At 70.8% G+C, this 25834-nt stretch carries 18 protein-coding genes and 1 pseudogene; 9 read left to right on the top strand and 10 right to left on the bottom strand.

The window, feature by feature from the left end; all coding sequences use genetic code 11:
* Positions 1–76 precede the first annotated feature (76 nt).
* From NMN56_RS17020 to NMN56_RS16990, 7 genes and pseudogenes are all read right to left on the bottom strand, one after another.
* A complete protein-coding gene (locus NMN56_RS17020) occupies positions 77–796 on the bottom strand; it encodes an ABC transporter ATP-binding protein (RefSeq protein ID WP_274045359.1) in 720 nt (239 codons plus the stop codon).
* A 233-nt stretch (positions 797–1029) separates the two neighbouring features.
* Positions 1030–1833: pseudogene (locus NMN56_RS17015) on the bottom strand (ABC transporter ATP-binding protein); the annotation flags it as partial.
* A complete protein-coding gene (locus NMN56_RS17010) occupies positions 1830–3992 on the bottom strand; it encodes a branched-chain amino acid ABC transporter permease (protein ID WP_274045360.1) in 2163 nt (720 codons plus the stop codon). The pseudogene NMN56_RS17015 and the gene NMN56_RS17010, both read right to left, overlap by 4 nt.
* Before the next feature lies 1 nt (position 3993).
* Positions 3994–5139, bottom strand: coding sequence for an ABC transporter substrate-binding protein (locus tag NMN56_RS17005; protein WP_274045464.1), 1146 nt, complete (start codon positions 5137–5139; stop codon positions 3994–3996).
* 167 nt (positions 5140–5306) lie between these two features.
* Positions 5307–5717, bottom strand: a complete 411-nt coding sequence (locus NMN56_RS17000; RefSeq protein ID WP_274045361.1) for a roadblock/LC7 domain-containing protein — start codon at positions 5715–5717, stop codon at positions 5307–5309.
* A complete protein-coding gene (locus NMN56_RS16995) occupies positions 5714–8509 on the bottom strand; it encodes a sensor histidine kinase (protein ID WP_274045362.1) in 2796 nt (931 codons plus the stop codon). Before NMN56_RS16995 ends, NMN56_RS17000 begins: the two co-directional genes overlap by 4 nt.
* A gap of 255 nt (positions 8510–8764) precedes the next feature.
* Positions 8765–9199, bottom strand: a complete 435-nt coding sequence (locus NMN56_RS16990) for a hypothetical protein (protein ID WP_280842853.1) — start codon at positions 9197–9199, stop codon at positions 8765–8767.
* Between the two features lie 355 nt (positions 9200–9554).
* On the opposite strand from NMN56_RS16990, the gene NMN56_RS16985 reads away from it, so the two are divergent.
* Together NMN56_RS16985 and NMN56_RS16980 are read left to right on the top strand one after the other, a co-directional pair.
* Positions 9555–9887, top strand: coding sequence for a hypothetical protein (locus NMN56_RS16985; RefSeq protein WP_274045364.1), 333 nt, complete (start codon positions 9555–9557; stop codon positions 9885–9887).
* Positions 9884–10444 (top strand): GNAT family N-acetyltransferase, encoded by a 561-nt coding sequence (locus NMN56_RS16980; protein ID WP_274045365.1) that lies wholly within the window; start codon positions 9884–9886, stop codon positions 10442–10444. Before NMN56_RS16985 ends, NMN56_RS16980 begins: the two co-directional genes overlap by 4 nt.
* Positions 10445–10589: 145 nt before the next feature.
* Here NMN56_RS16980 and NMN56_RS16975 read toward each other — a convergent pair whose 3' ends face one another.
* On the bottom strand, positions 10590–14033 hold the full coding sequence (locus NMN56_RS16975) for a GH92 family glycosyl hydrolase (protein WP_274045466.1): 3444 nt from the start codon (positions 14031–14033) through the stop codon (positions 10590–10592).
* Positions 14034–14494: 461 nt separating this feature from the next.
* Here NMN56_RS16975 and ngcE point away from each other — a divergent pair, with 461 nt between their 5' ends.
* The 7 genes from ngcE to NMN56_RS16940 all read left to right on the top strand — a co-directional run bounded on the left by ngcE (position 14495) and on the right by NMN56_RS16940 (position 21623).
* Positions 14495–15922, top strand: coding sequence for an N-acetylglucosamine/diacetylchitobiose ABC transporter substrate-binding protein (gene ngcE / locus NMN56_RS16970; protein ID WP_274045366.1), 1428 nt, complete (start codon positions 14495–14497; stop codon positions 15920–15922).
* 198 nt (positions 15923–16120) lie between these two features.
* Positions 16121–17068 carry a carbohydrate ABC transporter permease gene (locus NMN56_RS16965; protein ID WP_274045467.1) on the top strand — a complete coding sequence of 316 codons (948 nt, stop codon included), beginning with the start codon at positions 16121–16123 and terminating at the stop codon, positions 17066–17068.
* A 19-nt stretch (positions 17069–17087) separates the two neighbouring features.
* Complete coding sequence (locus NMN56_RS16960) at positions 17088–18020, top strand: carbohydrate ABC transporter permease (protein WP_274045367.1); 933 nt, start codon at positions 17088–17090, stop codon at positions 18018–18020.
* Between the two features lie 122 nt (positions 18021–18142).
* Positions 18143–18919, top strand: a complete 777-nt coding sequence (locus NMN56_RS16955) for a class II aldolase/adducin family protein (protein WP_274045368.1) — start codon at positions 18143–18145, stop codon at positions 18917–18919.
* Positions 18912–19469, top strand: a complete 558-nt coding sequence (locus tag NMN56_RS16950; protein ID WP_274045369.1) for an NUDIX domain-containing protein — start codon at positions 18912–18914, stop codon at positions 19467–19469. The genes NMN56_RS16955 and NMN56_RS16950 overlap by 8 nt, the downstream gene beginning before the upstream one ends.
* Positions 19466–20221 (top strand): HAD family hydrolase, encoded by a 756-nt coding sequence (locus NMN56_RS16945; RefSeq protein WP_274045370.1) that lies wholly within the window; start codon positions 19466–19468, stop codon positions 20219–20221. The genes NMN56_RS16950 and NMN56_RS16945 overlap by 4 nt, the downstream gene beginning before the upstream one ends.
* Positions 20211–21623, top strand: coding sequence for an MFS transporter (locus NMN56_RS16940; protein WP_274045371.1), 1413 nt, complete (start codon positions 20211–20213; stop codon positions 21621–21623). The genes NMN56_RS16945 and NMN56_RS16940 overlap by 11 nt, the downstream gene beginning before the upstream one ends.
* Positions 21624–21787: 164 nt before the next feature.
* On the opposite strand, the gene NMN56_RS16935 is transcribed toward NMN56_RS16940, so the two are convergent.
* Together NMN56_RS16935 and NMN56_RS16930 are read right to left on the bottom strand one after the other, a co-directional pair.
* Positions 21788–22348 carry a hypothetical protein gene (locus NMN56_RS16935; protein WP_280842854.1) on the bottom strand — a complete coding sequence of 187 codons (561 nt, stop codon included), beginning with the start codon at positions 22346–22348 and terminating at the stop codon, positions 21788–21790.
* A 440-nt stretch (positions 22349–22788) separates the two neighbouring features.
* Entirely contained in the window at positions 22789–25659 is a 2871-nt protein-coding gene (locus NMN56_RS16930) for an ATP-binding protein (RefSeq protein ID WP_274045374.1), read from the bottom strand.
* Between the last annotated feature and the right edge of the window lie 175 nt (positions 25660–25834).

Genomic DNA, 25834 nt, shown 5'->3' with positions numbered 1-25834 from the left:
GCGGCAGTCCGCTCGCCCCGGACTCGGCGAGTGGCCGGCCGCCCCCGACTCAGGGAGTGGCCGCTCCCCCTCGGTTTCAGGGAGTGGCCAGGGACAGGGCCTCGCGTAGCTTCTCCGGGTGTGCGCGGGCCGTGTTGCCGGTCATGTGTGCGGTGACGCGGCCTGAGGTGAGGACGGTGACGGCGTCGGCGCAGTCCGTTGCGAGTGCCGGGCTGGGGGAGACCAGGAGTACGGCGATGCCCTCCGCCGCGAGGGTGGCGATCAGCTCGCGGATCTGCTGGACGACGAGCGGTGCCAGGCCCTCGGTCGGCTCGTCGAGCAGCAGCACGCGAGGGCTGCCCAGCAGCGCGCGGGCGAGGGCGAGCATCTGCTGTTCCCCGCCGGAGAGTTGGCCGCCCCGGTGAGCCGTACGGGCGGCAAGCCCCGGCAGCAGGCCGAGCACCCGGTCGGGGGTCCAGGCGCTGGACCCGGCGCCTGGGCTGCGGTGCGGGCGGTGGGAGACCTTCAGGTGCTCGGCCACGGTGAGGCCCGCGAACACGCGTCGGCCCTGCGGGACGAGGCCGACCCCCGCACGTGCGATGCGGTGCGCCGCACGCCCCGTCACATCCGTACCGGCCACGCGCACCGTGCCCGAGGCGGGGACCACCAGTCCGGCGACGGCGTGCACGAGGGTGCTCTTGCCCGCCCCGTTGTGACCGACGACCGCGTGGACCGTGCCCGCCGGTACGTCGAGGTCCAGGCCGTGCAGGGCCGTGCCCCCGTGGTAGCCGGCGGTCAGTCCGCTGAGTGCCAGCATTACGAACTCCCCTGCGGTGGGCGGCCCTTGACGGGCCTCGGGGCGTCCGCGTCCGTCGTGTCCGCGTCCGTTGTGTCAGGGCCCGTTGTGTCCGCGTCCGTTGTGTCAGGGCCCGTTGTGTCCGCGTCCGTTGTGTCAGGGCCCGTTGTGTCCGCGTCCGTCGTGTCCGTGTCCTGGGCCGTCGTTCCCGGGCCGGTCGTGTCCGTTTCCTGGTCCGGTGTGCCGGGTTCAGGAGTGTCCGGTTGCGGCGCTGTGCCGAGGTACGCGTCGCGTACGGCCGGGTGGGCGAGCGCTTCGGCGGTGGGGGCCGTGAGCAGCGCGCGCCCTTCGACCAGCACGGTGACGGTGTCGGCTGCCTGGGCGACGACACCCGTGTGGTGCTCGACCAGCAGCACCGCCACGTCGTCTCCGAGTGGCCCGCCGTCTCCCGGGCTGCCGCCCAGGAGCCGCAGGAGGCGTTCGATGTCCTGGTCCGTCAGCCCGGCCGCCGGCTCGTCGAGCAGCAGTACGCGTGGCCGGGCCGCCAGCGCTGCGGTGACGTCGAGCAGGCTGCGCCGGCCGTGCGAGAGAGCCCCGGCGGGCGTCTCCGCGAGGTCCTGGAGGCCGACGGACTCCAGGAGGCGCGCTGCCTCTTCGGCGCACAGCCGGTAACGGGCAGGGCTGCGCCAGGCTGCGCGCCGCTTCGGGTGGTGCCGCCACCCTGCCAGCACGATGTTGTCGAGCACCGTCAAGTCGGGGATGACGGTGGCCTGTTGAAAGCTGCGGCCGATACCGAGCCGCCCCCGGCGCGCGGGGCCCGTACGGGTGAGGTCGCGCCCGTCGAGCGCGATGGTGCCGTGGTGCGGGCGCTGGGTTCCGGCGATGAGGCCGAGCAGGGTGGACTTGCCCGCTCCGTTGGGGCCTATGACGGCGTGCCGGGCGCCAGGCGGCAGATGAAGGCTCACGTTGTCGACGGCGGTCAGGCTGCCGTAGCGGCGGGTGAGGGAGGTGAGGCGCAGGCCGGAAGGCGACGGCTGCGTACCGGCTTCGGGTGTCACGACGGCGCCTTCCGCGCGGGGGACTCGTCGGAGGAGGAATCGGAGGAGGGATCGGAGGAAGAAGAACCGGGGGACGAGGGGGAGGAGGAATCGGAGCAGGGCGCGGAGGGCGCGGCGCTGGGAGGGGTGTCGGGGGAGCCGTTTCCCGGGGTGGTGGCGGGCGTTCCTCGTGGGCCGTCTCGCCGGGTGGGGAAGCGGATTCCGGCGAGGCCGCGCGGGAGTGCGTAGACGGCGATCACGAACAGGGCGCCGAGCAGCAGCGGTCCGTGCCCCGGCCAGCTCGCCGACAGCCAGTCGCGGGTGAAGACGATCAGTCCGGCACCGAGCACGGCACCGACCACGGAGGTCGCGCCCCCGATGACGGCGGCGAGCAGCGCGAGTGCGGCGATCTCGAAGCCGACGTCAGCCGGGGACACATACTGCTGAACGTTGATCATCAAGGAGCCTCCCACGCCGGCGAGCGTGCCCGCGCCGATATGGGCCAGCAGGAGGTAGCGGCCGACGGGATGGCCCGAGGCGCGCATCCGTTCCTCTGCGGTACGGGTGCCGGTCAGCAGCTTCCCCGCGGGGGAGCGCAGCACGACCAGGGTGACGGCCAGCACGGCGGCCGTGACCACCACTACGTAGCCGTAGACGGCGCTCTCGCCCTCCAACGCGCCCGCGCCCCATAGGGGTTGGGCCGGTGGGAAGCCGCCGATGCCGTCGGTGCCACCGGTAACGGACTTCATCTCGCCGATGGCGGTACCGGCCAGCTCACCGATGGCGAGGGTGATCATGAGGACGGTGGTGCCGCGTGCCCGTATCACCGCCGGTCCCGTCACCGCGGAGAACAGCGCAGCGGCCCCGCAGGAGACGGCGAGTTGTACGGGCCCCACGGTCCAGCCGGCCTGCGCCAGCAGCGCCGTGGTGTAGGCGCCCACGGCGAAGGGCGCCGTCTGGCCGAGCGTCGGCAGTCCCGCGTAACCGGTCATGATCCCGGCGCCGACGGCGACCAGGCCGAGGGAGAGCGCGTAGCCGGCCAGCGTGATGCTGTAGGCGTCGAACACCCAGGGGACCGCGGCCAGCAGGCAGCACAGCGCGATGAACGGCCCCGCGCCGCGCGCCCGTCCGGTGGCCCCTCCCGCGCCGCGCGCTCTCCCGGCGTACCGCCCTCCTGTCCGTGCGGGCCGCCGCCACCGCCGTACGGGCGCTGCGGCAGCCGTGAAGGCCCGAGCCGCCTTGATCGCGGTCGCAGTCGCACCCGCCGTACCCGCGCCAGCCGTACCTGCCCGCGCCGTACCCGCGCCGCCGCCGGGCTCGGGGAGTGCCGAGCGTCTGGCCCGTACGGTGAGGACGGCGGCCATGGCGGCGAACAGCAGGTAGGGCGCCCAGTCGGGCACCAACGAGACGCCCAGCGTCTGCACTTCGCCGACGGCGACCGCCGCGAGCAGCGTGCCCCACAGGGAGCGCAGCCCGCCCAGTACGACCACCACCAGCGACAGCATCAGGACGCTCTCGGCCGTACCAGGGCCTGGCCCGACGATGGGTGCCCCGAGCACTCCCGCCGCGCCCGCCAGCGCTCCCGCCGCCGCGAGCACTCCGGTGTGCACGGCCCTGGGGTCGGTCCCGGTGGTGGCGAGCATCTGCGGGTCGTCGGCTGCGGCGCGGACGGCGGCGCCGGCGCGGGTACGGGTCAGCACCCAGGTGCCGGCTCCGGCGAGCAGCACCGCCATGGCGATGAACACCAGCCGGTAGGCGGGGTAGCGGTGGCCGAGCAGGGAGACCGAGGCGTCCAGCGCCTCCGGTATCCGTACGGGCAACTCGTCGGCGCCGAACAGTTCGACGAGCAGGTTGCCGCCCATCAGCGCCAGGCCGAACGTCAGCAGCGCCTGCGCGAGGTGCCCGCGCCGCGACAGCGGGGCCGTCGCCAGCGAGAGCAGCGCCCCCGCCGCGCAGGCGGCCGAGGTTCCGGCGGCCAGGCCGAGGGCGAGGCCGCCCCAGGTGCCGTCGCTCAGTTCGGCGCCGGTGTAGGCACCGATCGCGTAGAGCGTGCCGTGTGCCAGGTTGAGCACACCGGCGGTACCGAAGGCGAGGCTCAGTCCTGAGGCGACGACGAACAGCAGCAGCCCGTAGGCCACCCCGTCGACCGCCGGAACGAGCTGCGCGTCGAGGACACCCACCTCAGTCGCCGAGCGTGGCCAGGTCCTGCACCATGACGTTGGCGAGCTTCTTGCCGTCAGGGCGCACCTGGCGCAGGTACCACTTCTGTACGGGTGCGTGGGTGCGGTCGCCGAACTCCCAGACCCCGCGCGGGCTTTCGATCTGGCCGAGCTTGCCGATGGCCTCGTTGATGGTCTTGGAGGTCACGTCACCGCCGTCCTTGCCCGCAGCCGCCACGGCCTTGTCGAGCACGGCCGCGGCGTCGTAGGAGGCCATCGCGTAGGTGGTGGGCGGGGTGCCGTGCTTCGCCGTCCAGTCGGCTGCGAACTTGCGATTCGGCCCGTTGTCCAGGTCGGCCGCGTAGTTGAGCACCGAGTAGATGTCCTTGGCCGCCTTGCCCTGTGCGTCCAGGGTGCTGCCCTCGGTGAGGAACCCGGCGGAGTACAGCGGAAGATCGGCCACATCGGACTGGGCGTACTGCTTGACGAAGTCGATCGCCGCCTTGCCCGCGTAGAAGCAGTACACGGCCTTGGCCCCCGACTTCTTGATGTCGGAGAAGTACGGCGTGAAGTTGGTGGTCTTGGGGAACGGCGTCCAGCGCGTCTTGCCGTCCGGATTGGCCAGCTCGCCGCCCGCCTTCTTGAACGCCGTGGTGAAGCCGCGCAGTTCGTCGTGGCCGCCCTGGTAGTCGGGGCCGATCGCGTACACGGGCCCGTCGGCCTTCTTCTTGACGTACTCGGCGATGGCCTCGCCGGGCTCGTCCGACAGATAGCTGGTGTGCCAGACGTTGCTCACGTCCTTGACCTCGGGCCTGCCGTTGGACCCCACCAGCGGGATCTGCCGCTGCTTGGTCATGGGCAGCACCGCGTTGTACGAACCGCCGCCGACGATGCCGGTGAGCACGTCCACCCGGTCCTTCTTGATCAGCTTGGTGGCCGCCGGTACGGCGGTCGGCGGGCCGTCACCCTCGTCGGCGACCGACAGGTCGACCTCGCGCCCGCCGAGCTTGTCCCCGTGCGTGTCCAGGTACAGCTCGAACCCCGCCCGCATGTCCGTACCCACGGCCTTGTACGTACCCGAAAGCGAGGCCAGCAGGCCGATCTTCACCTTGGCGTCCCCCGACCCGCCCCCGCTGCCGCCGCCGCACCCGGCGGCGGCCGTCATCATCAGGGCGAGGCCCAGGGCCGTGCCGGTCAGTCTCCTGCTGCCTGTGGCACGGCGCGCTCTGCGTATGTTCGCTGTCACGGTGGCTCCTGTCCGATGACGGGGAGGGAACGGGGGCGGAGGGGGAGTGGGGCACGTGGGGGCTGGAGGGAGGGGGAAGCCAACGACGGTCAGGGGGTGGGCTGTTGGCCCGCCGTGAGGACCGTGGGGGACAGCGCGTCGCCGACCTGGTTGATCAGCTCGGACATCATGTAGCTCACTTCGCCGATGTCCGCCTCCCGGGTGGTGGTCACCAGGAGCGAGGCACCGGAGGAGACGGCCATCGAGAAGAGGTAGCCGCCGTCCATGGCCGTCAGGCTGTGCTCGACGGGATCGGTCTGCAGCAGCTGCGCAGCTCCGGAGAGCAGGTTGACGATGCCCGAGGCGATGGCCGCGAGGCGGTCGGCGTCATCCTGTTCCAGACCGGCGTAGGCCACCGCCAGGCCGTCGACGGAGACGGCGATGGCGTGGGTCACCTCCGGGACACGCCGGGCGAAGTCGCTCAGCAACCAGCTCAGGTCGCGGGGGGATTCGGTGGTCATGACGTGCTCCGTTGCGTGTCGTCTTCGTCGTCGGACGGGCGCACGGGGGACGGCGAAGTCCCGCCCCGCGCGCTCCTGTTGCGGGTACTGCGGCTGATTCCCTGTGCGTAGGCCGCCAGGACATCGGACACCTGGCGCGAGTCGCGCCGCCGGGGAGGACCCGCGGCCCCCGCCTCCGCACGCGCGGCCCCGGGACCACCGGAGCCCCCGGGACCACCGGACGCCCCGGGCCTCCGCACCGGAGCCGGTCGCTCCTGCGGCGGCAGCGGGCGGCGCATCGGCAGCCCGGACGAGCTGACTCCGGCCACGCGGTCCGCCGGTTGGGGCGATTGAGCTGGTTGGACCGACTGAGCCGACGCCGCGTCCGCAGCACCGCGTGCGGGAGCCCGCGCCGCTGCGGCCGGGGTCCGCGTGTCCGGCGTGCCGGTCGGCTGCCGGTCGTGCGGTGCGGGGACGGCCGGTCGCTGGGGTGCCTGGCCACGGTCCTGGCCTTGGGCCCCGGTCCTTGCCGCGGCCCCTGCCCTGGGTCCGCCCCGGTCCGCCGTTTCGTCCTCGCCCGGTCGTGTGTCCCGTGCCGCTGTCGTGTCCGGGGCGCGCCGGTGGTCGGATTCCTCGGCGGGCTGACCGGGCTGACCGGGCTGACCGGGATGACCGGGCTGCACGAACATGCCGGACCGGGCGGACTCGGCGGACATGCCGGACCGGACGGCTTCCGCTGATGCGCCGGTGGACGTGCCGGTGGACGCACCGGAACGGGCTGACTGGGCGAAGTCGCCCGACCCGGCAGGCGTCGGGGACTGGACGAACGCGCGGGACTCCAGCAACTCCGCGAACTCCACGCCGCCCCGCTCCGTCCCCCGTACACCCTGCGAGGGATCCGGCTGCGCCTCGTCGGGCGCTGGCGGTCTCGCGAGCGCCGACTGGGGGAGGGAGACCTCGGCTATCGTGCCGGCGCCCGAGGAGGCGCGCAGTTCCACGGTCACACCGTGCCGGGCGGCGAGCCTGGCCACGACATGCAGGCCCATGGTCCGTACGGCGGCGCCGACATCGGCCTGCGGCTCAGCGAGCCGGGCGTTCAGCTCGGCCCGGCGTGCGGGAGCCACTCCCACGCCCTCGTCGACGATCTGCACCACCGTCCGGTCCCACAGATGCCAGGCGGCCACACCCACCTCGGTGTCGGGCGGAGAGAAGCGGGTGGCGTTGTCGAGCAGTTCGGCCAGCAGATGGGCGATGTCGTCGACGGCGCGGGCCGCGATGCCGATGGTCGGCTCGATGTGCCCGAGGCTCACCCGGCCGTACCGTTCGATCTGCTGGGCCGCCGCGTAGATCACAGAGGTGCACGAGGCATCGGACCTGCGGACCCTGCCGTGTCCATGGCCGCCGAGCACCAGCAGGTTGTTGGTGTTGCGGTCCATGCGGATGGCGAGGTGGTCCAGCGCGAAGAGCGTCTTCATCCGCTCGGGGTCCAGCTCGTCGCGCTGTACGGCGTCCAGTTGCGCTGCCATGACGCCGGTCAGCTCGGCGCCCCGGCGCGCGACGCCGACCAGGCTCTCGGCGAACTGCTCGTGCACAACCGTCTGTTGGGCCGCCAGCCGGACCGCTTCGTAGTGCACGGCGTTGAACGCCTGGCCGACCTCACCGATCTCGTCACGGCCCACCGTCTCCAGCGGGCTGCCGGAGCGCGCGGCGATCTCCTCGGGTGTGGCACGGCCCAGGGCGCGGGGCTGGGACAGCTCCTTCATGATCTCCGGCAGCCGCCGCTGCGCCACGTCGTGCGCGGCGTTGCGCAGATGCCGCAGCCGGCCGATCATGGCGCGGCCGAGCCTGAGGGTGACGAAGACCGCGACGACCAGTGTCAGTACGACGACGAGCAGCTCACCGGCGGCCCACCACAGGAGGCTGGTGCGCTTCTCGGTCACGGTGTCCAGTACGGCGGAGTCGGTACGGCGCTCCACGCTGCGCAGCAGGTCCAGCCGTGCCGAGGAGGCCGCGTACCACTCGCGCGGGCTGCCGGAGAGCTGGTGGCCGAGTCCCGCGCGGCCGATCCCGTCCTCAAGCCGCTGTGCCCGCAGCGCCTTCGGTCCCGAGAGTGAACGTTCCAGCCAGGAGCGCCACTCCGGCGGGCCAAGCGCGTACACGTCGGCGGTCGCCTCGGCGTAGGCGAGGCGGGTGGCATCGAACGACTGCCGGGACGCGGGGGTGAGTCCACCGCCCGCGAAGGCCCTGGCGACCGTCACCTGCTGCTGACCGAGCTGTTCCGCCGCCTTGGAGAGCGCCGCCGCGGCCCGGATGCGGTCGGCGACGGCGGAGTCGATGCCGTCGGCCTGCGCGATGCTGTCGCGGTAGGCGATCAGGTCGGCGACGGCGATCCGGTACCCGAACGCGAGCGAGGACAGCGATCCGCTGCCGGAACGTACCTGCGCGCGCAGCGAGGAGAGCCCGTCCAGCGAGCGGTCGACCCGCCGCAGCGCCACCGCGGTGCCCTCCGGCCCGTCCGACAGCTCGGCGCGCTGGTCACGGTAGCTGTGCGTACTGCGGTCCGTGGCCTCGACGCGGCTCTGGAACCGCGTGATGCTGCCGCCCTGCGAGGCGACGACGGAGGCGGCGGCCATCCGCTCGCGTTGCAGCGCGTGCGTCAAGTCGCCCGCTGTGCTCGCGAGTTCGGCCATACTCGTCAACCGGTTGGCCTCAAGTGCCTGGCTGGTGGCCGGAGCGAGCGCCCGTGCGGCGAAGGCCACTGCGACGACGAGCGGTAACGCGGCCAGCAGGACGAGGCGAGGGGTGATCCTCACCGTGGAGTCCTCCTGCTCGGTCGGGGCAGGAATGTCTGCGACACGGAAACACCTGGTGCTAGTCGGCGGAGCGGACGTGGCAGCCGTCAAGGCAGCACGATGCGGCAGTACGGCGGCATGGTGCAGGAGTGATGCATGTTCCGCCTGTGACGCAGCCCCCGATGCTAAGCGGTTCACGCCTCACCGCGCGACGTTTCCCACCACCGAACTTTCACCAACCAACTTGAAAACACAACGAGTTGAAGAAGTCGCCCGTCAAGGGCGCAAGACACCACATGTGGCTCCGCCGCGATCGCTCGGCGTTCCGGCCCCTGCGGTGAGGGCGGAGAGGAGGGGGCCGGGGGCGGTCAGCGTTCCGTCGTCGGGCAGCTCGCACCATCGGCCGAACCACTCCGAAGCGCACGACGGGTCGGGGGCGACCAGCCATGAGCCGGTGGACAACAGCCGTACGGGCACGTGGTGCCAGTGCGGCCCGCTGCCCAGCGGAACGGTGAAGTAGAACCGCTGACCGGGCGCATCGTGCAGTACCGGGCCGAGTTGCTCGCCCGCTTGCCTGAGCCGTGTCAGAGCCGGTGCCCCGAGAGCGGCGGGCACACGGAGCGCGTCCCAGCCGCTTCCCAGTTCCAGCAGGTGCACCCCTCGCACGTTGTCGATCAGGGGAGCCTTTGCCACCGCTTCTCGCAAGGTCATTGAGGTGTCCAGTTGGGTGCCGTTCACAAGATGCCTCTCAGGCAGGGAATGACTTCGGCAACCAGTGCACTGCCTGCGTGGGCTCGACCGGACACTCGCGGGCGGACGTTCAGGCGGACGTTCTCCGCCGCGTACGCGGTGGGCCGCTACGGTGGGCGACGGCTTGTGCACGGAGGAGGACAGGCATGCCGGGAGAACACGGCTACGTATTGGCGCAGTCGCGGGAGCAGGCCGGGTACACACAAGCGGCCATGGTGCGGGCATTCGCGGCGGAGGCCGCACGGACTCCGATACGGACATCCCGCCATGGGCCCGGTTCGCCGGTTCCGGGGAGGTCGACTACGCCACCGCGAGCATGTACCTGCGCACGGAACAACCACGCCGGGCCCTTCCCTTCCTCCGGTCGGCGGTCGGCGGTCGGCGGTCGGCGGTCGGCGGGCTGGAGAGCGGATACACGCGGAACAGTGCCTGGTATCGCGCCAAGCTCGCCGGCGTACTCCTGCAGGCCGAAGAGGTCGAGGAAGCATGTGCCGAGATGCACGTCGTCCTCGACACCCAGGCCAGCATCTCCTCGCCGCGCCTGATGCGCCGTATGGAAGCCTTCCGCAGGCGGGCATCCGTCTACGACACGGCGAAGGCCCAGGACTGCGCCGCACGCATCCGCGACACGCTGGGGGACACCGCATGAACCCACCGGACACGATCACGGTGGAGGCCCTCGACGGCGAGGGCGCCGCGCAGGCCGAAGAGGACTTCAGCACTGTGTATGCCGAAGTCTTCGCCGAGCCGCCTTACCACGAGACGGACGACGACGTGGCCGACGCGTTCCGGCGCTTTCGCGCCCAGGCGCGTAAACCCACCTTCCGGGGTGCTCTTGCGCACACGGCGGAGGGCGAGCCCGTAGGGATGGCGTTCGGCTACCCGCTCGGCGCCGGCACGGAATGGTGGGGGCGGCTGGTCGGCCCGGTGTCCGAGGAGATGCGGAGCGAGGACGGGCACCGGACGTTCGGCCTCATGGAGATGGCCGTACGCATCCCGTGGCGGCGTCACGGCGTGGCGCGGCGGCTCCATGAGGCGCTGCTCACCGGCGGCCAGGAGGAGCGGTCACTGCTCAACGTCCACCCGTCGAGCGAGGCCGCACAGGCGGCCTACCGATCGTGGGGCTACCGCAGAATCGGTGAGGCCCGCCCGTGGCACGGTGCGGACCTGCACGATGTCCTCCTGCTGGACCGTCCTCCTGCTTGACCTGCGAGAGAAGAGCCGGGCCCCGCCTCAACCGGGCCGGACATGATGCGCAGGAACGCGGCGGCCCGCACAACAGCACGCGGGGCACGGCCGTGTGGCCGTGCCCCGCGTGCTGCCGTCGAAGCGCCGGGAGGTGCCGGAAGGGCTAGCCCAGCAACTCCCACTCGGCCAGGCGCGAGCCGTCCCGCCGTGGTACGAGGCGGTAGCGGTCGTAGTGGCCGGGTTTCGCCACGTCGAAGACCCGGGTCTGCTTGTCCCAGCGGAACGTCTCGCCCTTACGCCGGTCGACCGCCTTCCACTTCTTGCCGTCCCGTGAGCCCTCCAGTACCCACCCGTCCGGAGCCTTTTCCTTGGCGTCAGAGGTGAGGGTGTACGAGGTGACGCGCGGGCCCTTCTCCACCTTCACCGGGGTGTCGGTGACGGTGGCGCCGGTGTCCGAGGTGTTGTCGGTCAGGGCGTTGCCGGCGTCGGGTACCGTCACATCGCGCTGCGGCGAGGGCACCTTGTCGCCCTTGGTGATCGAGGTGGGGCCGGCCTTCTTGCCCGTGCCCCACTTGGACGGCTTCGGGCCCATGTCGAACTCCAGGGTGCCGCCCTTGGCGAGGAGCTTGTGGGGGAGGGCTGTCGAGGTCCACTTCTTGCCGTTGACCTTGAGGCCCTGGACGTAGACGTTCTTGGCGCTGTTCCTGGGCGCCTTGATCACGAGGTCCTTGCCGCCCTCCAGGTGGACGGTCGCCTTGGTGAACAGGGGGGAGCCGACGGCGTATTCGGGCGAGCCCATCACGAGGGGATAGAAGCCGAGGGCGCTGAAGACGTACCAGGCGGACATCTCGCCGTTGTCCTCGTCACCGGGGTAGCCCTGGCCGATCTCGCTGCCGGTGTAGAGCCGCGAGAGCACCTCGCGGACCTTCTCCTGCGTCTTCCACGGCTGGCCCGCCGCGTCGTAGGTGTAGGCGATGTGGTGCGCGGGCTGGTTGCTGTGGCCGTACATGCCCATGCGCACGTCGCGGGCCTCGGTCATCTCGTGGATGACGCGGCCGTAGCTGCCCGCGTACTTCTCCTCCCCCGTCTCCGGGGTGGCGAAGTAGGTGTCCAGCTTCTTGGCGAGGCCGGACCTGCCGCCGTACAGGTTGGCGAGACCGCGGGTGTCCTGGGGCGCGGTGAAGGCGAAGTTCCAGCCGTTGGTCTCGGTGTAGTCGTGGCCCCACACGCGCGGGTCGTAGGACTCGGGCGAGAGGCGCCAGCTCCCGTTGGGGTTGCGGCCCTGGAAGAAGCCGACCTTCTTGTCGAAGAGGTGGACGTAGTTCTGGGCCCGCTGGAGGAAGTACGCGGACTCCTCCTTGTAGCGCTTCTCGCCGGTCTTCTTGTAGAGGTCCTTGCCCATCCGGGCGATGCCGGCGTCGTTGAGGTAGCCCTCAAGGGCCCAGGACATGCCCTCCTTGGTGTCCGTGCTCGTGTAGCCGAGGAAGGGCGAGGTGTTCATGCCCTTGCGGCCGACCCCGGGGTCGGGCGGCGCGACGGTGGCGTTCTTGAGCGCGGCCTCGTAGGCGGCCTTTGTGTCGAAGTCGACTCCCTTGGCGTACGCGTCGGCGAAGGCCACGTCGGAGGAGGTGCCGGTCATCAGGTCGGCGTAGCCGGGTGAGGACCAACGGGACGTCCAGCCGCCGTCCTTGTAGTGCTGCACGAAGCCGTCGACCAGCTTCCCCGCCCGCTTGGGGCTGAGGAAGGAGTAGGCGGGCCAGGTGGTGCGATAGGTGTCCCAGAAGCCGTTGTTGACGTAGACCTCGCCGTCAACGATCTTCGAGCCGGTCTCGGTGGGGGTGTCGGGCTTCTCGGCCGGCGAGAAGGGGCTGGCGTAGCGCGTCCGTGAACCGGCCCTCTCATGGCCGGAGTTGGGGTAGAGGTACAGCCGGTAGAGGTTGGAGTAGAGCGTGGTGAGCTGGTCCGGCGTGGCGCCCTCGACCTCGATGACGCCCAGCAGCTTGTCCCACTGCTTCTGCGCCCTGTCCTTGACGCTCTCGAAGGTCGCGGAGGCCGGTATTTCCTGGCGCAGATTGTCCTTGGCCTGGTCGACGCTGATGAGGGACGTGGCGATGCGCATCGAGACCGTACGGTCGGCGCCCGGGTCGAAGCGCAGGTAGCCGGTGGCGTCCTTGCTTCCGCCGCCCTGCAGCTTGCCCCCGCCGGTGACGGGTGCGTCGAACTCGGCGTGGACGAACATCCGGGTAGCGCCGGTCGAGGAGCCGCTCTTGACGTCGGAGTACCCGCTGACGGTGCCCTTCTCGCGGTCCAGGGTGAGGCCGGCGTTGTCGTCGATGTTGTCGAAGATCAGGTTCGCGCCGCCCTGTGCCTTGCCGCCCTGTGCCTTGCCGCCCTGTGCCTTGCCGTTCGACGCCTTGCCGTTCGACGCCTTGCCGTTCGACGCCTTGGCGTCCGACGGCTCCGGGAAGGCGAAGCGCATCATCGCGGCGTGGTCGGTGGGTGCGATGTCGGTGCGCAGCCCGTTCTCGAAGGTGACGCCGTAGTGGTGCGGCTTGGCCGTCTCCTTGGCGTGCCGGAAGGGCAGCGCGCGCGCCTTGCGTGAGGCGTCGGGGGTGCCCTGTGCCGTGGACGGCATGACCTGGAAGGTCTGCCGGTCGCCCATCCAGGGGCTCGGCTCATGGCTGGCGCTGAACGCCTGGAGGGTGGGGAGGTTGTCCTCGTTGTTCTTGCGCGCGTACTCGTACAGCCAGTCCTTGGCACCGGCGTTGGTCACCGGGGTCCAGAAGTTGAAACCGTGGGGCACGGCGGTGGCGGGGAAGTTGTTGCCGCGCGAGAAGTCGCCGCTGGCGTTGGTGCCCCGGTTGGTGGCCACATGGTCGGACGGGTGCGCCTTGGGCTTGGCCGGCGCCTCCGGTGCGAGGCGTACGTCGTCGATCCAGCCGGCGAAGGGGCCGCCGCCCTTGGGCGCGTCGTAGCCGACCAGGACGCGGTCGACGGTCTTGCCCTCGGCCGCGCGGCCGATCCGGGCCTCCTTGCTGTTCCACTGGTTGACGAGCAGCGTCTTGGAGGCGCCCTGGGCGCGCGGGCTGAGGCGCACGCCGTGCTGGTCGTCGGCGCGCAGGTCGCTCAGGTACGTACCGTCGGTGAAGGCGAGGTCGACGGCGACATTGGTGGCGGAGTAGGAGCGGTCCTCGCCGGTCATCTCGGGGAAGAGCCGGTAGGAGAGCACGGTGTCGCGGGTGACGGTCACGTCCGTGTCGAAGACCTTGTTGTACGCGTATCCGCGGCCCTGCGCCTGGTGGGTGCCGGCGTAGCGCAGTGCGCGCTTTCCGGTGAAGCCGGCCTTGGGCTTGGCCGTCGGCGAGGACTCCGGGCCCTGGCCCGGAGCCGTGGTCAGACCGTCGGTGCCGGGGGCGCCCTCGGGCGAGACGCCGTCGGCGCGCGGCCTGCCGTCGGGGCCGGTCTCGACGGTGTCGAGCCAGGTGGGCGGCGGATCGTCGGCCTCGAAGGAGGAGGCGAATCCGGTGCCGCGTGGCGCGGAGCCCGGGTCGGGTGCCGCGGTGGCCGTGGCCTGTGCGGTCGTGGTGGCGAGCAGGGCGAGTACCACCAGGACGGCAGGGCGCCGTACGCCCCGCCTGCGCGGGGCGGTGGGGTGCTCCGCCCGCTGTCCGGTCAGAAGTCGGGGCAGCTGTCTCTGTCGCACGCGGACCTCTCAACGGGGCCGACAACGTTGTCAGGTTGTGAATTTCAGAGCCAAGTAATGTACCTGCGCTCTTTGGTGTCAAGGGGGCGGAAGAGACCGGGGAAGTCGGGGAACACGCACAGGTCTCAACTCGGGAAAGATGGCGGGTGGAAACGCTCTCGATCTTGCCCAGTTGGCGAAGAGTGGACTATACCTATCCCACCTCGAACGGTAACCGCGCGCGGGCTCCGTTTCTCTGGTGCACCATCCGTACGACCTGTACGACCCCAGCTTCAACTGACCCGCGGTGTCGGGCCCTTCGCCTGTGGCGAGTTGACGGGAGACCGGTACACCGCCTGAGTCCTGGAGAAGGCGAGGACTTGAGCATGGGATCAACCAGCGTCAACCGTCGTGATGTGATGAAGCGGGCCACAGCGGCCGGCCTTCTCGCGGTACCCGCCGTGGGCGCGCTCTCCTCCTGTGCGACCGGGGGTGGCGACGACAAGAAGTCCGAAGAGGGCAAGAAGTCGGCCAAGAACCCCCTCGGTGTGAAGGAGGACGCGGCGCTTCAGGTCTATATCTTCAACGGCGGATATGACGACAAGTACGCGCAGTTCGTCACCGACATGTACAAGAAGCGCTACCCCGATGCGAAGGTCGACCAGAAAGCAACGGAGAAGATCGCCACCCAGGTGCAGCCGCGTCTGGTGAAGGGCGACCCGCCCGACATGGTCAACAACTCGGGCGAAGACGTCATGAATATCGGGAAGCTGGTCAAGAACAAGCAGGCCGCCGACTACGAAGCGCTTCTCGACGCACCGTCGTGGGACGACCCGAAGGTGAAGGTACGCGACGTTCTGGTGCCCGGCACGGTGGAAATGGGTACCTTCGGCACCAAGGGCTGCTATCAGCTCAACATCGCGATGACCGTGTACGGGAACTGGTACTCGCAGAAGATGCTCGACGAGACGCTGGAGGTCGAGTACCCGAAGACCTGGGACGACATGATCGCCGTCTGCAAGAAGGCGAAGTCCAAGGGAATTCACGGCTGGACCTATCCAGGTGGCCACCCCCGCTACATGCTCTTCAGCATGTACGCGATGTTCGCCCAGGTCGGCGGGCGCAAGGTGCTGGAGGCCATGGACTATCTGGAGCCCAACGCCTGGAAACACGATGCGATCAAGTCCGTCTTCGAGGCGTTCGAAGAGCTGGTGGCGAAGAAGTACGTCCTCGGCGGATTCGACGGCAAGGAGGCCCATATCGAGGCCCAGACCGCCTGGACCAAGGGCAGCGCCGTCTTCATCCCCGACGGTTCATGGGTGGAGAACGAGGCGAAGGACACCACGCCGAAGGACTTCCGGATGACCGTGGGCGCCACGCCCTCGCTCGACAAGAGCGACGTCATGCCGTTCGGCACGCTCTACGCGCCGCCCGGCGAACCCTTCATGCTCCCCGCCGACGCGCAGAATCTCAGGGGCGGCATGGAATGGCTGCGCATGATGTACAGCAAGGAGGCCGCCCGTAACTTCTTCAAGGAGGTCTCCTCGATCCCCGCGGTCAAGGGCGCGATCGACGGAATGGATCTGCCGCCGGGCGTCGACAGTTCGCAGAAGGCCATCAAGGCGGCCGGTGACAACATCGTGATCCCCTTCTTCAAGGAGTGGTACACGGAGCTGTTCGAGCAGGACTTCAACGGCGTCATGGGCAAGTTCATGCTCGGCGACATGACGGTGAAGCAGGCGATGGACACCATGCAGAAGGCATGCGACCGGATCGCCAAGGACCCCGACATCGACAAGATCAAGAAGTCCTGAGCGCGGCTGAACCGTAAGCGAAGCCGAAAGCGGCGGAGTCGGCAGCGGCGTCCTGAGCGCGGCGGAACCGAGAGCGGAGCACGGAGCGGCGTGAAGACCGAGGAACAGGCGCGTACCCCTGCGCCCATCACGAAGAGCTTTGTACCCTGGCGTGAACTCGGCCTGGGCAGCAAGCTGTTGTTCATCGCGGCGGTCTTCATGCCGCCCCGGTTCACTCCGGCGCGGGTGCGTTATGACCGCAGGTATCGCACGCTGGACAAATACCGTTTCATTCTGGGATTCCTGGCCCTCCCGCTGCTCTTCTACGCCATATTCGTCATCTCGCCCTTCTTCCAGGCGATCTGGTACTCCTTCACGGACTGGTCGGGCGGCGCGACGGCGAACTTCATCGGGTTCGGCAACTACGAGAAGATGTGGAACGACGAGAGGTTCTGGGACTCCACGACGACCAGCCTCCTGCTGCTGTTCGTCGCGCCGCTCATCACCCTCGTCCTGGGCATCTTCTTCGCCTTCATGATCACCTCGGGCGGGCGGCACCGTAAGGGGCAGGCCATCTCCGGTGTGGCCGGCTCCTCGGTCTACAAGGTCGTCTACTTCTTCCCGCAGGTGCTCTCCATCGCGATCATCGCGGTGGTCTGGCAGCGCGTCTTCAGCACCCGCAGCGGCCTGCTCAACGGCGGGCTCGAAGCCGTGGGGCTCGGCGACTTCGAACAGGCGTGGCTGGGCGGCGAGTACAGCCTCGCGCTGATCGCCACGCTCACCGTGCTCTGCTGGAGCTTCGTCGGCTTCTACGTGGTGCTGTTCTCCGCCGCGATGGGCGCCATTCCCAAGGACATCTACGAGGCGGCGCTGCTGGACGGCGCCGGCCGCGGCAAGACCTTCTTCAAGGTGACCCTGCCGCTGATCTGGGACACCGTGCGCACCGGCTGGATCTACATGGGCATCCAGGCGCTGGACTCCTTCGCGATCGTGCTGGTCATGGTCCCCAAGCACGCGCTGAAGGTGACCCCCGTCTTCCTCTACGAGCGCTTCAGGGAGGGCCAGTTCGGCTATGCCACGTCCATCGGTGTCGTCCTTCTCGTCCTCAGCGTGGTGTTCTCGCTGCTCATCATGAGGATCGGGAACCGCGACCGGATCGAATACTGAGAGCGGGAGCCACAGCATCATGACCACAGTTCCGACCCCGGCACCCGCCGAGGACACACCCGCCGGCGCGTACCCGGGACGGCGAAGGCAGCGCAGGCCACGGAAGCAGGGCAGTCAGAGCGTCGAGGGCGTCACGCTGAACGTCTTCTCCCACGCGTTCCTCGTGCTGTGGGTGGTGATGGCGGCGGGGCCGCTGATCTGGGTGGCCATGACGGCCTTCCGCTCCTCGGGCGAGATCCTCAACGACCCGATGGGCCTGCCGATCGCGGCGCACTGGGAGAACTTCACCACGGCCTGGACCGAGGCGAAGATCGGCCGTTACGCGCTCAACTCCCTGGTGATCCTGGCGGGTTCGCTCACCGGCACCATGCTGCTCGGCTCGATGGCCGCCTACGTGATCGCCCGCTTCACCTTCCCCGGCAACAGGTTCGTCTTCCTGCTCTTCGCCGGGGGAATGATGTTCCCCGTGATCCTGGCGCTGGTACCGCTGTTCACGATCATGGACAACCTGAGCCTGCTGGACACCAGACCGGGGCTGATGGTCGCGTACATCGCCTACTCGCTGCCGTTCACCACGTTCTTCCTGACCTCGTTCTTCCGTACGCTCCCCTCCGGCGTGCAGGAGGCGGCGATGGTCGACGGCGCCTCGCACACCCGCACGTTCTTCCAGATCATGATGCCCATGGCCAAGCCGGGGCTGGTGAGCATCGGGATCTTCAACTTCCTGGGCCAGTGGAACCAGTACCTGCTGCCGCTGCTGCTGAACAACGAGAACGAGAACAACTACGTGCTCCCGCAGGGCCTCGCCTCCCTCGCCGTCTCCCAGGGGTACCGGGGCGACTGGGGCGCCCTGTTCGCTGGCCTGACGATCGCCATGCTGCCGGTACTGGTCGTCTACGCGGTCTTCCAGCGGCAGGTGCAGGCGGGCCTGACGGCGGGTGCGCTCAAGTAGGGCCCGGATGAAGGGGGTTGGGGTGCGGGCTCCGGCCGTTGTGGAGGCTTTATGGGGGGCGTGTAGGCCGTCCTCGTAACGTGGCGATCACCACTCGGCCGTATCCCAGCAGAGGTGATCCCATGCGTTATGCAGCAGAACGCGAACTCCTGGTCGACACCATCAACGACATGATGCGGCTGGGGCTGCTCGACCCCACGGGCGGCGCCCTGAGCGTCCGGGCCGACAGCGGCGACATCATCATCACGGCCACCGGCTCGGCGTTCAGCCGGTGGAAGGTCACCGCGCGCGACATGATGGTGATCTCCTCGACGGGCGAGGTCGTCGAGCAGACCAGCAGGCCCGGGCCGACCAGCGCCCTGCTGCACATGGAGATCTACGACAGGTTCCCCGACGCCGGGGCCATCGTGCACGCGCACGCCACCTACTCCCTGGCGTTCGCCTCGCTGGGCATCGGCGTCCCCTCCTGTGTCAACCAGCTCGACACGCTCGGCGAGGTGCCGTGCCTCATCGCGGACGACACCGCGATCAAGCGCAAGGTCCTGGCGGGTTCCGAGGACGCGCCGCAGGTCACGGTCCCCGAAGGGCTCTCGCAGCGCCCCGACATCGCCGCCAAGGACATGCAGCTGATCCCGCAGCTGGAGGAGAAGCTGGTCCCCCGCGCCGAGGAGATCAAGCAGCACGGCATCGGCTTCCTGCTGTACCGCCACGGCGCCTTCACCGTCGCGCGCGGGTTGCACGAGGCGGTGGAGAACCTCGCGCGGATCGAGATGAGCGCCCGTACGGCGATCTTCCAGGGCATCCTGCGGGGCGGCGCCGCCGGTATCGCCGAGAACCTTCTCTTCGAGCCCGAGGGCCAGGAGTGGAGCGCCAACCGTAAGCTGGCGGCCGATGCCTGACGCTCCGTCAGGAAAGTCGTCAGGAGCGCCACCGGCGGAGTCGGCCTATTACGCGAGCCTCGCCCGCAGCCGCGGCTCGGCGGGCGCGCTCCTCCTGGACGCGCACGACCGGGTGCTGCTGGCCAAGCCCAGCTACAAGCCGGTGTGGGACCTGCCGGGCGGGGTGATCGACGCGGGTGAGTCGCCCCGGGAGACCTGTCTGCGCGAGGTGGCGGAAGAGCTGGCCCTCACACCCGTACTCGACCGGCTCATCGGGGTGATCTGGATCCCGCCGTGGCCACCGCGCGCTCCGTCGAACGTATTTGTCTTCGGCGGCCGGATCTCGGCCGAGGAGGCCGCGGGAATCCGGATGCGTCCCGAAGAGATCGCCGACTACGGCTTCTTCGGCCCCGACGACCAGCTGCCGCCGATGGAACGGCTCACCGTCCGCAAGGTCACCACCTGTGCGGCCGGGCTCAGGAACGGCGAGACGGTGTACTACGAGGAACACGAGAAGCCCGGGTGGTACGGCACACCCGATGCCGCCCCCACGCGTGTGGAGACCAGATGACTGCTGGACGGACCGCTGGATCACCGGCCGCCGGGTCACCGGCCGCGCGCGTGCGCCCCGTCGAGGCCGTGCTGCTGGACGCCGGGGGAGTGCTGATCATGCCCGCTCCGGCGCGCTCCCTGCCGGTGCTGAACCGGTACGGCGCCGATCCCGCAGCCGGCCTCCTGCACCGTGCGCACTTCCTCGCGACGGCCGCGACGGATGCCTTTCCGGAGCGCGACCGTATGCGGTACATGCGGACGTACGTACGGGCATGCGGCGTCCCGGGGGCGCGGGTCGAGGCGGCTGCGGCCGAACTGGGTGAGGTCTTCGACGGCCACAACTTCGCCATACCCTCACCGCTGGCGACCCCCGCCGTACTGGGCGCCATGGGCGCGCTGCCGGTGACCCACGCGGTCGTCTCCAACTCGATCGGCCTGGTCGCCGAGCAGTTGCGGGAGGCGAAGGTGTGCCAGAAGGGGCCCGGGCCAGGGCTGCCGGTCGCGTTCATCATCGACTCGGCGCTGGTCGGCGTCGCCAAACCGGACCCCGGCATCTTCGCGCTGGCCCTCGACCGGCTGGGCATCGCGGCCGAACAGGCCGTCTACGTCGGGGACACGGCCCGTATCGATGTCGACGGCGCACACGCCGCCGGCGTACGGCCCCTGCACCTCGACCCGTACGGGGACTGCCCCGACCCGCCGGGCCGGCACGGGCACCTCGACAGCCTGGAAGCCCTCGTCGCCTGGGTGCGTCACGACCATGAGCGGTGAAGCACCGGACGACGGGCGGCAGCGCGAAAACCCGGACGAAGGGCGGCACGGGGACGGGCCCGGCGGCGTGCGGCAGGGCGAAGGCCCGGACGGCGTACAGCACGGGGACGGGCCCGGCGACGCGGCGCGGGAGAGCCCGGCGCGCTGGGTGATGATGGCGCTCGGGCTCTCTGCCTGGGCGGTCGGGGCGACCGCCATCTACCAGCTCTCCCTGCTCCTGCCGGCCCTGCGGTCCGAGCGGGACCTCGCGCTCAGCACCGGCGGCCTCCTGGTCGGGCTCTCCAACTGCGGCCTCGCCGTCGGCCTGTTGGGCTGGGGCATCGCGGCCGACCGCTTCGGGGAGCGGGCCGTCATGGCCTGGGGGCTGCTGCTGTGCGGGCTCTCCGTCGTCGGCGCCTCGCTCGCCGGGAACCTGATACTGCTGGGCTTCTTCCTCGCCCTCGTAGGGCTCACCGCAGGATCGGTGTACGCGCCCAGCGCACGGCTGGTGATGGGCTGGTTCCCCGCACGCCAGCGCGGGCTCGCCATGAGCATCACGCAGACGTCCACGCCGCTCAGCGCCGCTCTCGCCGCCGCGCTGCTGCCGGGCTTCGCCGACACGCACGGCTTCCGCGCCGCGTTCGTGATCATGGGGGGCTGCTGTCTGGTCGTCGCCCTACTGGTCGCGCTGTTCGTCCGCGGCGCTCCGCCGCGCGACGAGGAGGCCACCGAGACGGCCGCTACCGACGGGTCGGACGGGACCGACAGGACCGCGAAGCTGTCGGCGGAAACGCGCCAACGGTCAGCGCTGCGCCGGATGTACGGGGTGAGCGTGCTGCTGTTCCTGCCGCAGATCACCCTCATGACGTTCACCGTCAGCTATCTCGTCGACGCGCAGGGCTGGTCGACCTCCAGCGCGGGCCAGGCGATGAGCGTCGCCCTGCTCCTCACCGTCGTGACACGGCCGATCGTCGGACACAGGTCGGACCGTATCGGCCGCAGGCTGGGCCTGATGCGGGGCATCGCCGTCGTCAACGTGGCAGTGATGGCGGCACTGATCGTCTGCGCCGCCGTGGGAACGCGCCTCGGCTCCGCCGTGGTGCTGCTCGCCGTGACCTCGCTGATCACGGGCTCGGGGCTCATCGCCACCACCGTCGCCGAGTTCGCCAAGGGCGAGCGCAGAGGCAGGGCGCTGGGCGTCCAGAACACCCTTCAGAACGGTACGGGCGTGGTCGCACCCGCCGTGCTCGGCGGCGCCATCGGAGTCGGCGGCTACGCCACGGGCTTCGCGCTCATCGCGGTCGGACCGCTGCTGGCCGCCTTCCTCATCCCGGTGGCCGCCGAACGCGCGGCCGGCGCGGCGAAGGAGGCGGCGCCCCGTACACCCCCGCCACCCGCCGACCGCCCGCGCACCGCGCCCTGACCCTGGTGAAGGGGCCGGCGGCGGCATGCACCACCGGCCCCTTCAGTGGCCGCTGTGAGGCGCGCGGGCCGTACGCCCTCGCGGAGAGACGGGCCGTACGCCCTCGCGGAGAGACGGGCCGTACGCCCTCGCGGAAAGAGGAGTCCGCCCGGCCGATGGTGTGGTCAGTCGATGCGCACGGGGCCGTCGATACCGGCTCGCAAGCCGCACAGTGACGGCGCCATCACGTGCGAGGGGCTGGTCCAGCCGGCGCACTGATAGCTGGAGTGGCCGTACCAGTCATGGCCGAACTCGTGGGCCGCCAGCAGCCTTTGGTCGCTGACGCCGCCCATGAACAGGGCGATGCGCTGGCCCCGGCCCCAGTTGCAGCCGACGATCCTGCCGCCTCCGCCGCAGTCGCTGATGTAGGTGTTCCGGCACTCGACGGGGGTGTCGCTGTTCGTGGTCTGGTTGAGGCCGGCCCAGGCAGCCGCGCCCTGGGCGATCTGCCCTGCGTACGGCTGGCAGGAGGACAAGAGGTGGTAGGCGCGGTCGCTGGGGACGCTCCAGCCGCCCGGAGGAGGCTCCATGGCCCGCGGATTCGCCGCCGCTGCTTCGAGCTCTTCCGCCGTGATGCCCTCGCCCTGGGCCTCGACACTGGTCGCCGCGACAGGCCCGTCCGAGGGGAGGGGCGCGGCTTGGGCTCCGGTTCCCAGCAGCCCGGCGGCCACCGTCACCACTGCCACGAGAACAGATCTCAGGAGTAACTTGCCTCGCATACTTCTCCTCCTGTGGTGCGGGTGTTCCGGCGAGGATTCGCCGGCAGGTGCGTCGCTGGTACGGGCCAACGGCGCTCTCCCGTCTCACAGTTCGCAGAGGTGCGAGGGGAAAACAATCCGGGATTCGTTAGGTAGGGGTACGCATAAAATTCCGGAGGGGCCGCGCACCGGAGGCGCGGGCTCCCGTTGCCCGACGCGGACCTGTCGCCCTGGCTTCACCGGCCGACCACCGCCCCCTTTGTGCCCACGGGTTCGTTCGCACGGGGCTGTCCGCACGCGTTCGTCCGCACGTGTTCGTCCGCACGAACTGGCCTTCACGAACTGGCCCTCACGAGCGGCGCGGCGGTGTTCTGGGGACGCGCGCGGGAGCGCCGTCGGGCGGGCGCGTCGCCGGGCGGGAACTGCGGTCACAGCCGGGCGACCTCGGCCCGTGCACCGGCCTTGAGCTTGCGCAGCACCCTGGCGACATGGTGTTCGACGGTACGCGGCGAGAGGAACAGCACGCCGGCGATCTCCCGGTTGGTGCGCCCGAGCGCGACCAGCCGGGCGACCTCGCGCTCCCGGGGCGAGAGCTGGTCGCCGTAGCCCCGGCGACCGCGCCGGGACGGCAGCGGGGCGTTGTTGCCGCGCAGCACGCGGCGGCAGCGGGCGGCGTCGCGGGTGGCGCCCAACTCGGCGAACCGCTCGGCCGCCGCGGCGAGTTGGGCCGCGGCGCCGCTGTCACCCACCGTGAGGCGGCAGCGCGCAGCCGCCTCGTCCGCACGCGCCGCGGAGTAGGGCTGCGGCAGAACGGCGTACGCGGCGCCGGCCGTGTCGAAGAGCGCGGCAGCCTCCTCGGAACGCCCGTGGCCGGCCGTGAGGATGCCGCGACAGGCCGCCAGCGCCGCCGAGGCCAGCGGAGCGTCACGCGCCGCGATGCCCTCGGCCAGTTCGGCGGTGACCCGCTCAGCTTCCGGCAGGTGGTCGCCGCGCACCAGCACAGCCACCGCCATCGGTGCCAGGTCGCCGGCCCACGGCCAGATGGCCTTGCGGCGGATCCTGGCGATGCCGTGCTCGGCCTCGACCCGGGCCGCGGCCGGCTCGCCCCTGGCCTGGAGCAGCCGCGCCATGGCGCCGGAGGCGGTGGCCAGTATCGGCGCCGGTGCGTTTCCCGGGTCGGCGAGGCCGGCTGCCCGCAGTTCCGCTGCGGCCTCGTCCCACTCGCCGAGCGCGGAGGCGAGCAGCCCCAGAACGAGGTGGGCGTCCGCCGCGATGCCCGAGACGCCCTGCACCATGTCCAGGACGTGCCGGGCCCGTGCCGCGAGGCCCTGCCAGCGGCCCTCGTACCAGTCCAGGCGCAGCGCGGTGCCCTCCAGGATGCCCTCGAAGAACGCGGCTCCGCACGCGGCGGCCAGTCGCCGCCCCTCCCTGCGGAACCGGTGCGCCGCCCGGTAGTGGCCGAGGCAGGCGGCTGCCTCGGCGAAGTTGCCGCAGGCACGGGCGACCTGGCGGCGGTCGGTGTCAGGCCCCGCCCCTTCGATGAGCATTTCCGCCTGCGTCCAGACCGCCGGGTCGCCGGAACTCATCCTCAGCGCCAGGTGGTTGGCCCGCACAGCGGTGCGTACCGAGGGGTCGGGGTCCTGGGCCGCCAGCTTCTCGGCCTGCCCGATCCAGTGCTCGTAGGCGCGGCAAGGGTGGTCGCCCCAGGCCGGCATGGCCAGGGCCGCCATGCCGCGGGCCGCGAGCGCCGGGCGGTCGCGCAGTTCCTCGACGGCCAGTTCGGTGTGGCCCCGGCCCTCCTCGTAGCGGCCGGCCTGGTTGTAGAGCAGCAGGCCCAGATTGAGCCGGATCTCGCCGCGTATACCGTCGGGTATGCGCCCGTCCTGCACGATGCCGCGCAGCAGTTCGGCGCTCCGGCGGTGGGTGAGCCCGGCCACCGCGTCCCGGCTCAGCTCGACCGCGACGCGGGCGCGCTCCAGCCGGCCGAGGCGCCCTTCGGACAGCAACTCCTCCAGCAGCCCCACCGCGAGCGCCAGGTCGCCCGCCTCACGGGCGGCGGAAGCCGCCGCTTCGCCGTACCTCTGCCATCGCGTGCGCTCACCCGCCTGGCGGGCGTGGTACGCGAGCTGCACCAGCGGCTGCGGGTCTTCTGCCGCCAGGGAGCACATCGCCTGCCGGTGCAGCCGGTGCCGGTCGGGTCCTGGCAGGCTCGCGTAGACGGCACGCTGGGCGAGGGCGTGCCGCAATCCGTACCGGTCGTCGCCCCACTCATGCAGCACACCGGCCAGCAGCGCCTCCCGCACGGCCGCCGAGTCCTCCGCCCCGGCCGGCTGTCCCGCCGTGCCGCGCATGACGCCGGTGATGAGGGCCTCGGGGGAGGGGACGCGGAGCACGCAGGCGGCGTGCACGGCCGCCGCCGCCATGGGCGAGAGCACGCTCATGCGGTCGGCGATCGCCTCCCGCAGCAGCGTGGGCACCGGCATCGCCTCCAGTGCCTCGCACTCGGCCCGCTGTGCGCGCCATGTGTCCCTGGGCAGAGCGCGGACGACCTCCTCCACCACGAACGGGATGCCGGCGGTCCGCCGGTGCAGCTCGGCCGCGAGCGCGGGGGAGGGCTCCTCGACCCCGGCGAGCGCCGCGAACATGGCGCGTACGGCGGGTACGTCCAGGGGCCGGAGCGGGATGATCACCGCGGTGGCCCCTGGCGGGTGGCGGTAGGCACGCGCGAACGGCAGCCCGGTGCCCGGCAGTTCCTCGCGGCGGTAGCTGAGCACCACCGACAGCGCCTCCGGAAGGTCGTCCACGAGGAACCGCAGCAGGTCACGGGTGCCGTCGTCCGCCCAGTGCAGATCCTCGACGGCCATCACGGTCCCGCCCAGCGCGTCGAGCAGCGCCCGCACGGCACGGAACAGCCGGTGCCGGTCGGCCATCGGGTCGTGCAGCGGCTCGCAGGCCGGCGGCAGCCGGTCCGCGAGTTCCGGCAGGTACGGGCGCAGCGCACCGCAGACGGGGCTGAGTACGGCGGGCACGCCGCCGGCCAGGTGGCGCAACAGGTCGAAGACCGGCCCGTACGGGAAGGGTTCGCGCAGCGGCCGGCAATTTCCCAGAAGGAGGCGACGGCGCTGTACGGAGGGACGGCGCAGGGCCTCGTGGATCAGCCGGGTCTTGCCGATCCCGGCCTCCCCCTCGACCAGGGCCACCGACGGCGGGTGCGTCACCGCGTCCGCCAGGGAGCGCAACTCTCCGGTCCTTCCGACCAGTACAGGCGTTTCCGAGGCGCGCGGGGAGGAGACGGTCATGGGTGACTCCAGCCTGTGGGGGGCTGCGGCGCGCACGTCGGCTGAGGACGGACGCGTCACCACGGCGACAGCGCGAAAGCTATTCCCGAAGTCCTGTCCCTAGCAAGACCGGTGAGGCGTCCGCAGACGCCGGGTGGCCGTGCCGCACCTCGCGGAGCTTCACCGGTCCAGGGAC

Origin of the sequence: Streptomyces iconiensis (assembly GCF_028657195.3) — a bacterium.
In the GTDB taxonomy this organism is placed as follows: Bacteria; Actinomycetota; Actinomycetes; order Streptomycetales; family Streptomycetaceae; genus Streptomyces; species Streptomyces iconiensis.
Note: the sequence above shows the minus strand (reverse complement) of the source record. Positions and strands in the feature narration are given on the sequence as shown.

Excerpts from the sequence above, each read along its gene's own strand:
- NMN56_RS16930 (WP_274045374.1), bottom strand. The coding sequence starts at position 25,659 with ATGACCGTCTCCTCCCCGCGCGCCTCGGAAACGCCTGTACTGGTCGGA.
- NMN56_RS16940 (WP_274045371.1), top strand. The coding sequence starts at position 20,211 with ATGAGCGGTGAAGCACCGGACGACGGGCGGCAGCGCGAAAACCCGGAC.
- NMN56_RS16945 (WP_274045370.1), top strand. The coding sequence starts at position 19,466 with ATGACTGCTGGACGGACCGCTGGATCACCGGCCGCCGGGTCACCGGCC.
- ngcE (WP_274045366.1), top strand. The coding sequence starts at position 14,495 with ATGGGATCAACCAGCGTCAACCGTCGTGATGTGATGAAGCGGGCCACA.
- NMN56_RS16965 (WP_274045467.1), top strand. The coding sequence starts at position 16,121 with ATGCCGCCCCGGTTCACTCCGGCGCGGGTGCGTTATGACCGCAGGTAT.
- NMN56_RS17000 (WP_274045361.1), bottom strand. The coding sequence starts at position 5,717 with ATGACCACCGAATCCCCCCGCGACCTGAGCTGGTTGCTGAGCGACTTC.
- NMN56_RS17020 (WP_274045359.1), bottom strand. The coding sequence starts at position 796 with ATGCTGGCACTCAGCGGACTGACCGCCGGCTACCACGGGGGCACGGCC.
- NMN56_RS16980 (WP_274045365.1), top strand. The coding sequence starts at position 9,884 with ATGAACCCACCGGACACGATCACGGTGGAGGCCCTCGACGGCGAGGGC.
- NMN56_RS16960 (WP_274045367.1), top strand. The coding sequence starts at position 17,088 with ATGACCACAGTTCCGACCCCGGCACCCGCCGAGGACACACCCGCCGGC.
- NMN56_RS16955 (WP_274045368.1), top strand. The coding sequence starts at position 18,143 with ATGCGTTATGCAGCAGAACGCGAACTCCTGGTCGACACCATCAACGAC.
- NMN56_RS16950 (WP_274045369.1), top strand. The coding sequence starts at position 18,912 with ATGCCTGACGCTCCGTCAGGAAAGTCGTCAGGAGCGCCACCGGCGGAG.
- NMN56_RS17005 (WP_274045464.1), bottom strand. The coding sequence starts at position 5,139 with ATGATGACGGCCGCCGCCGGGTGCGGCGGCGGCAGCGGGGGCGGGTCG.
- NMN56_RS16985 (WP_274045364.1), top strand. The coding sequence starts at position 9,555 with ATGTACCTGCGCACGGAACAACCACGCCGGGCCCTTCCCTTCCTCCGG.
- NMN56_RS16990 (WP_280842853.1), bottom strand. The coding sequence starts at position 9,199 with ATGACCTTGCGAGAAGCGGTGGCAAAGGCTCCCCTGATCGACAACGTG.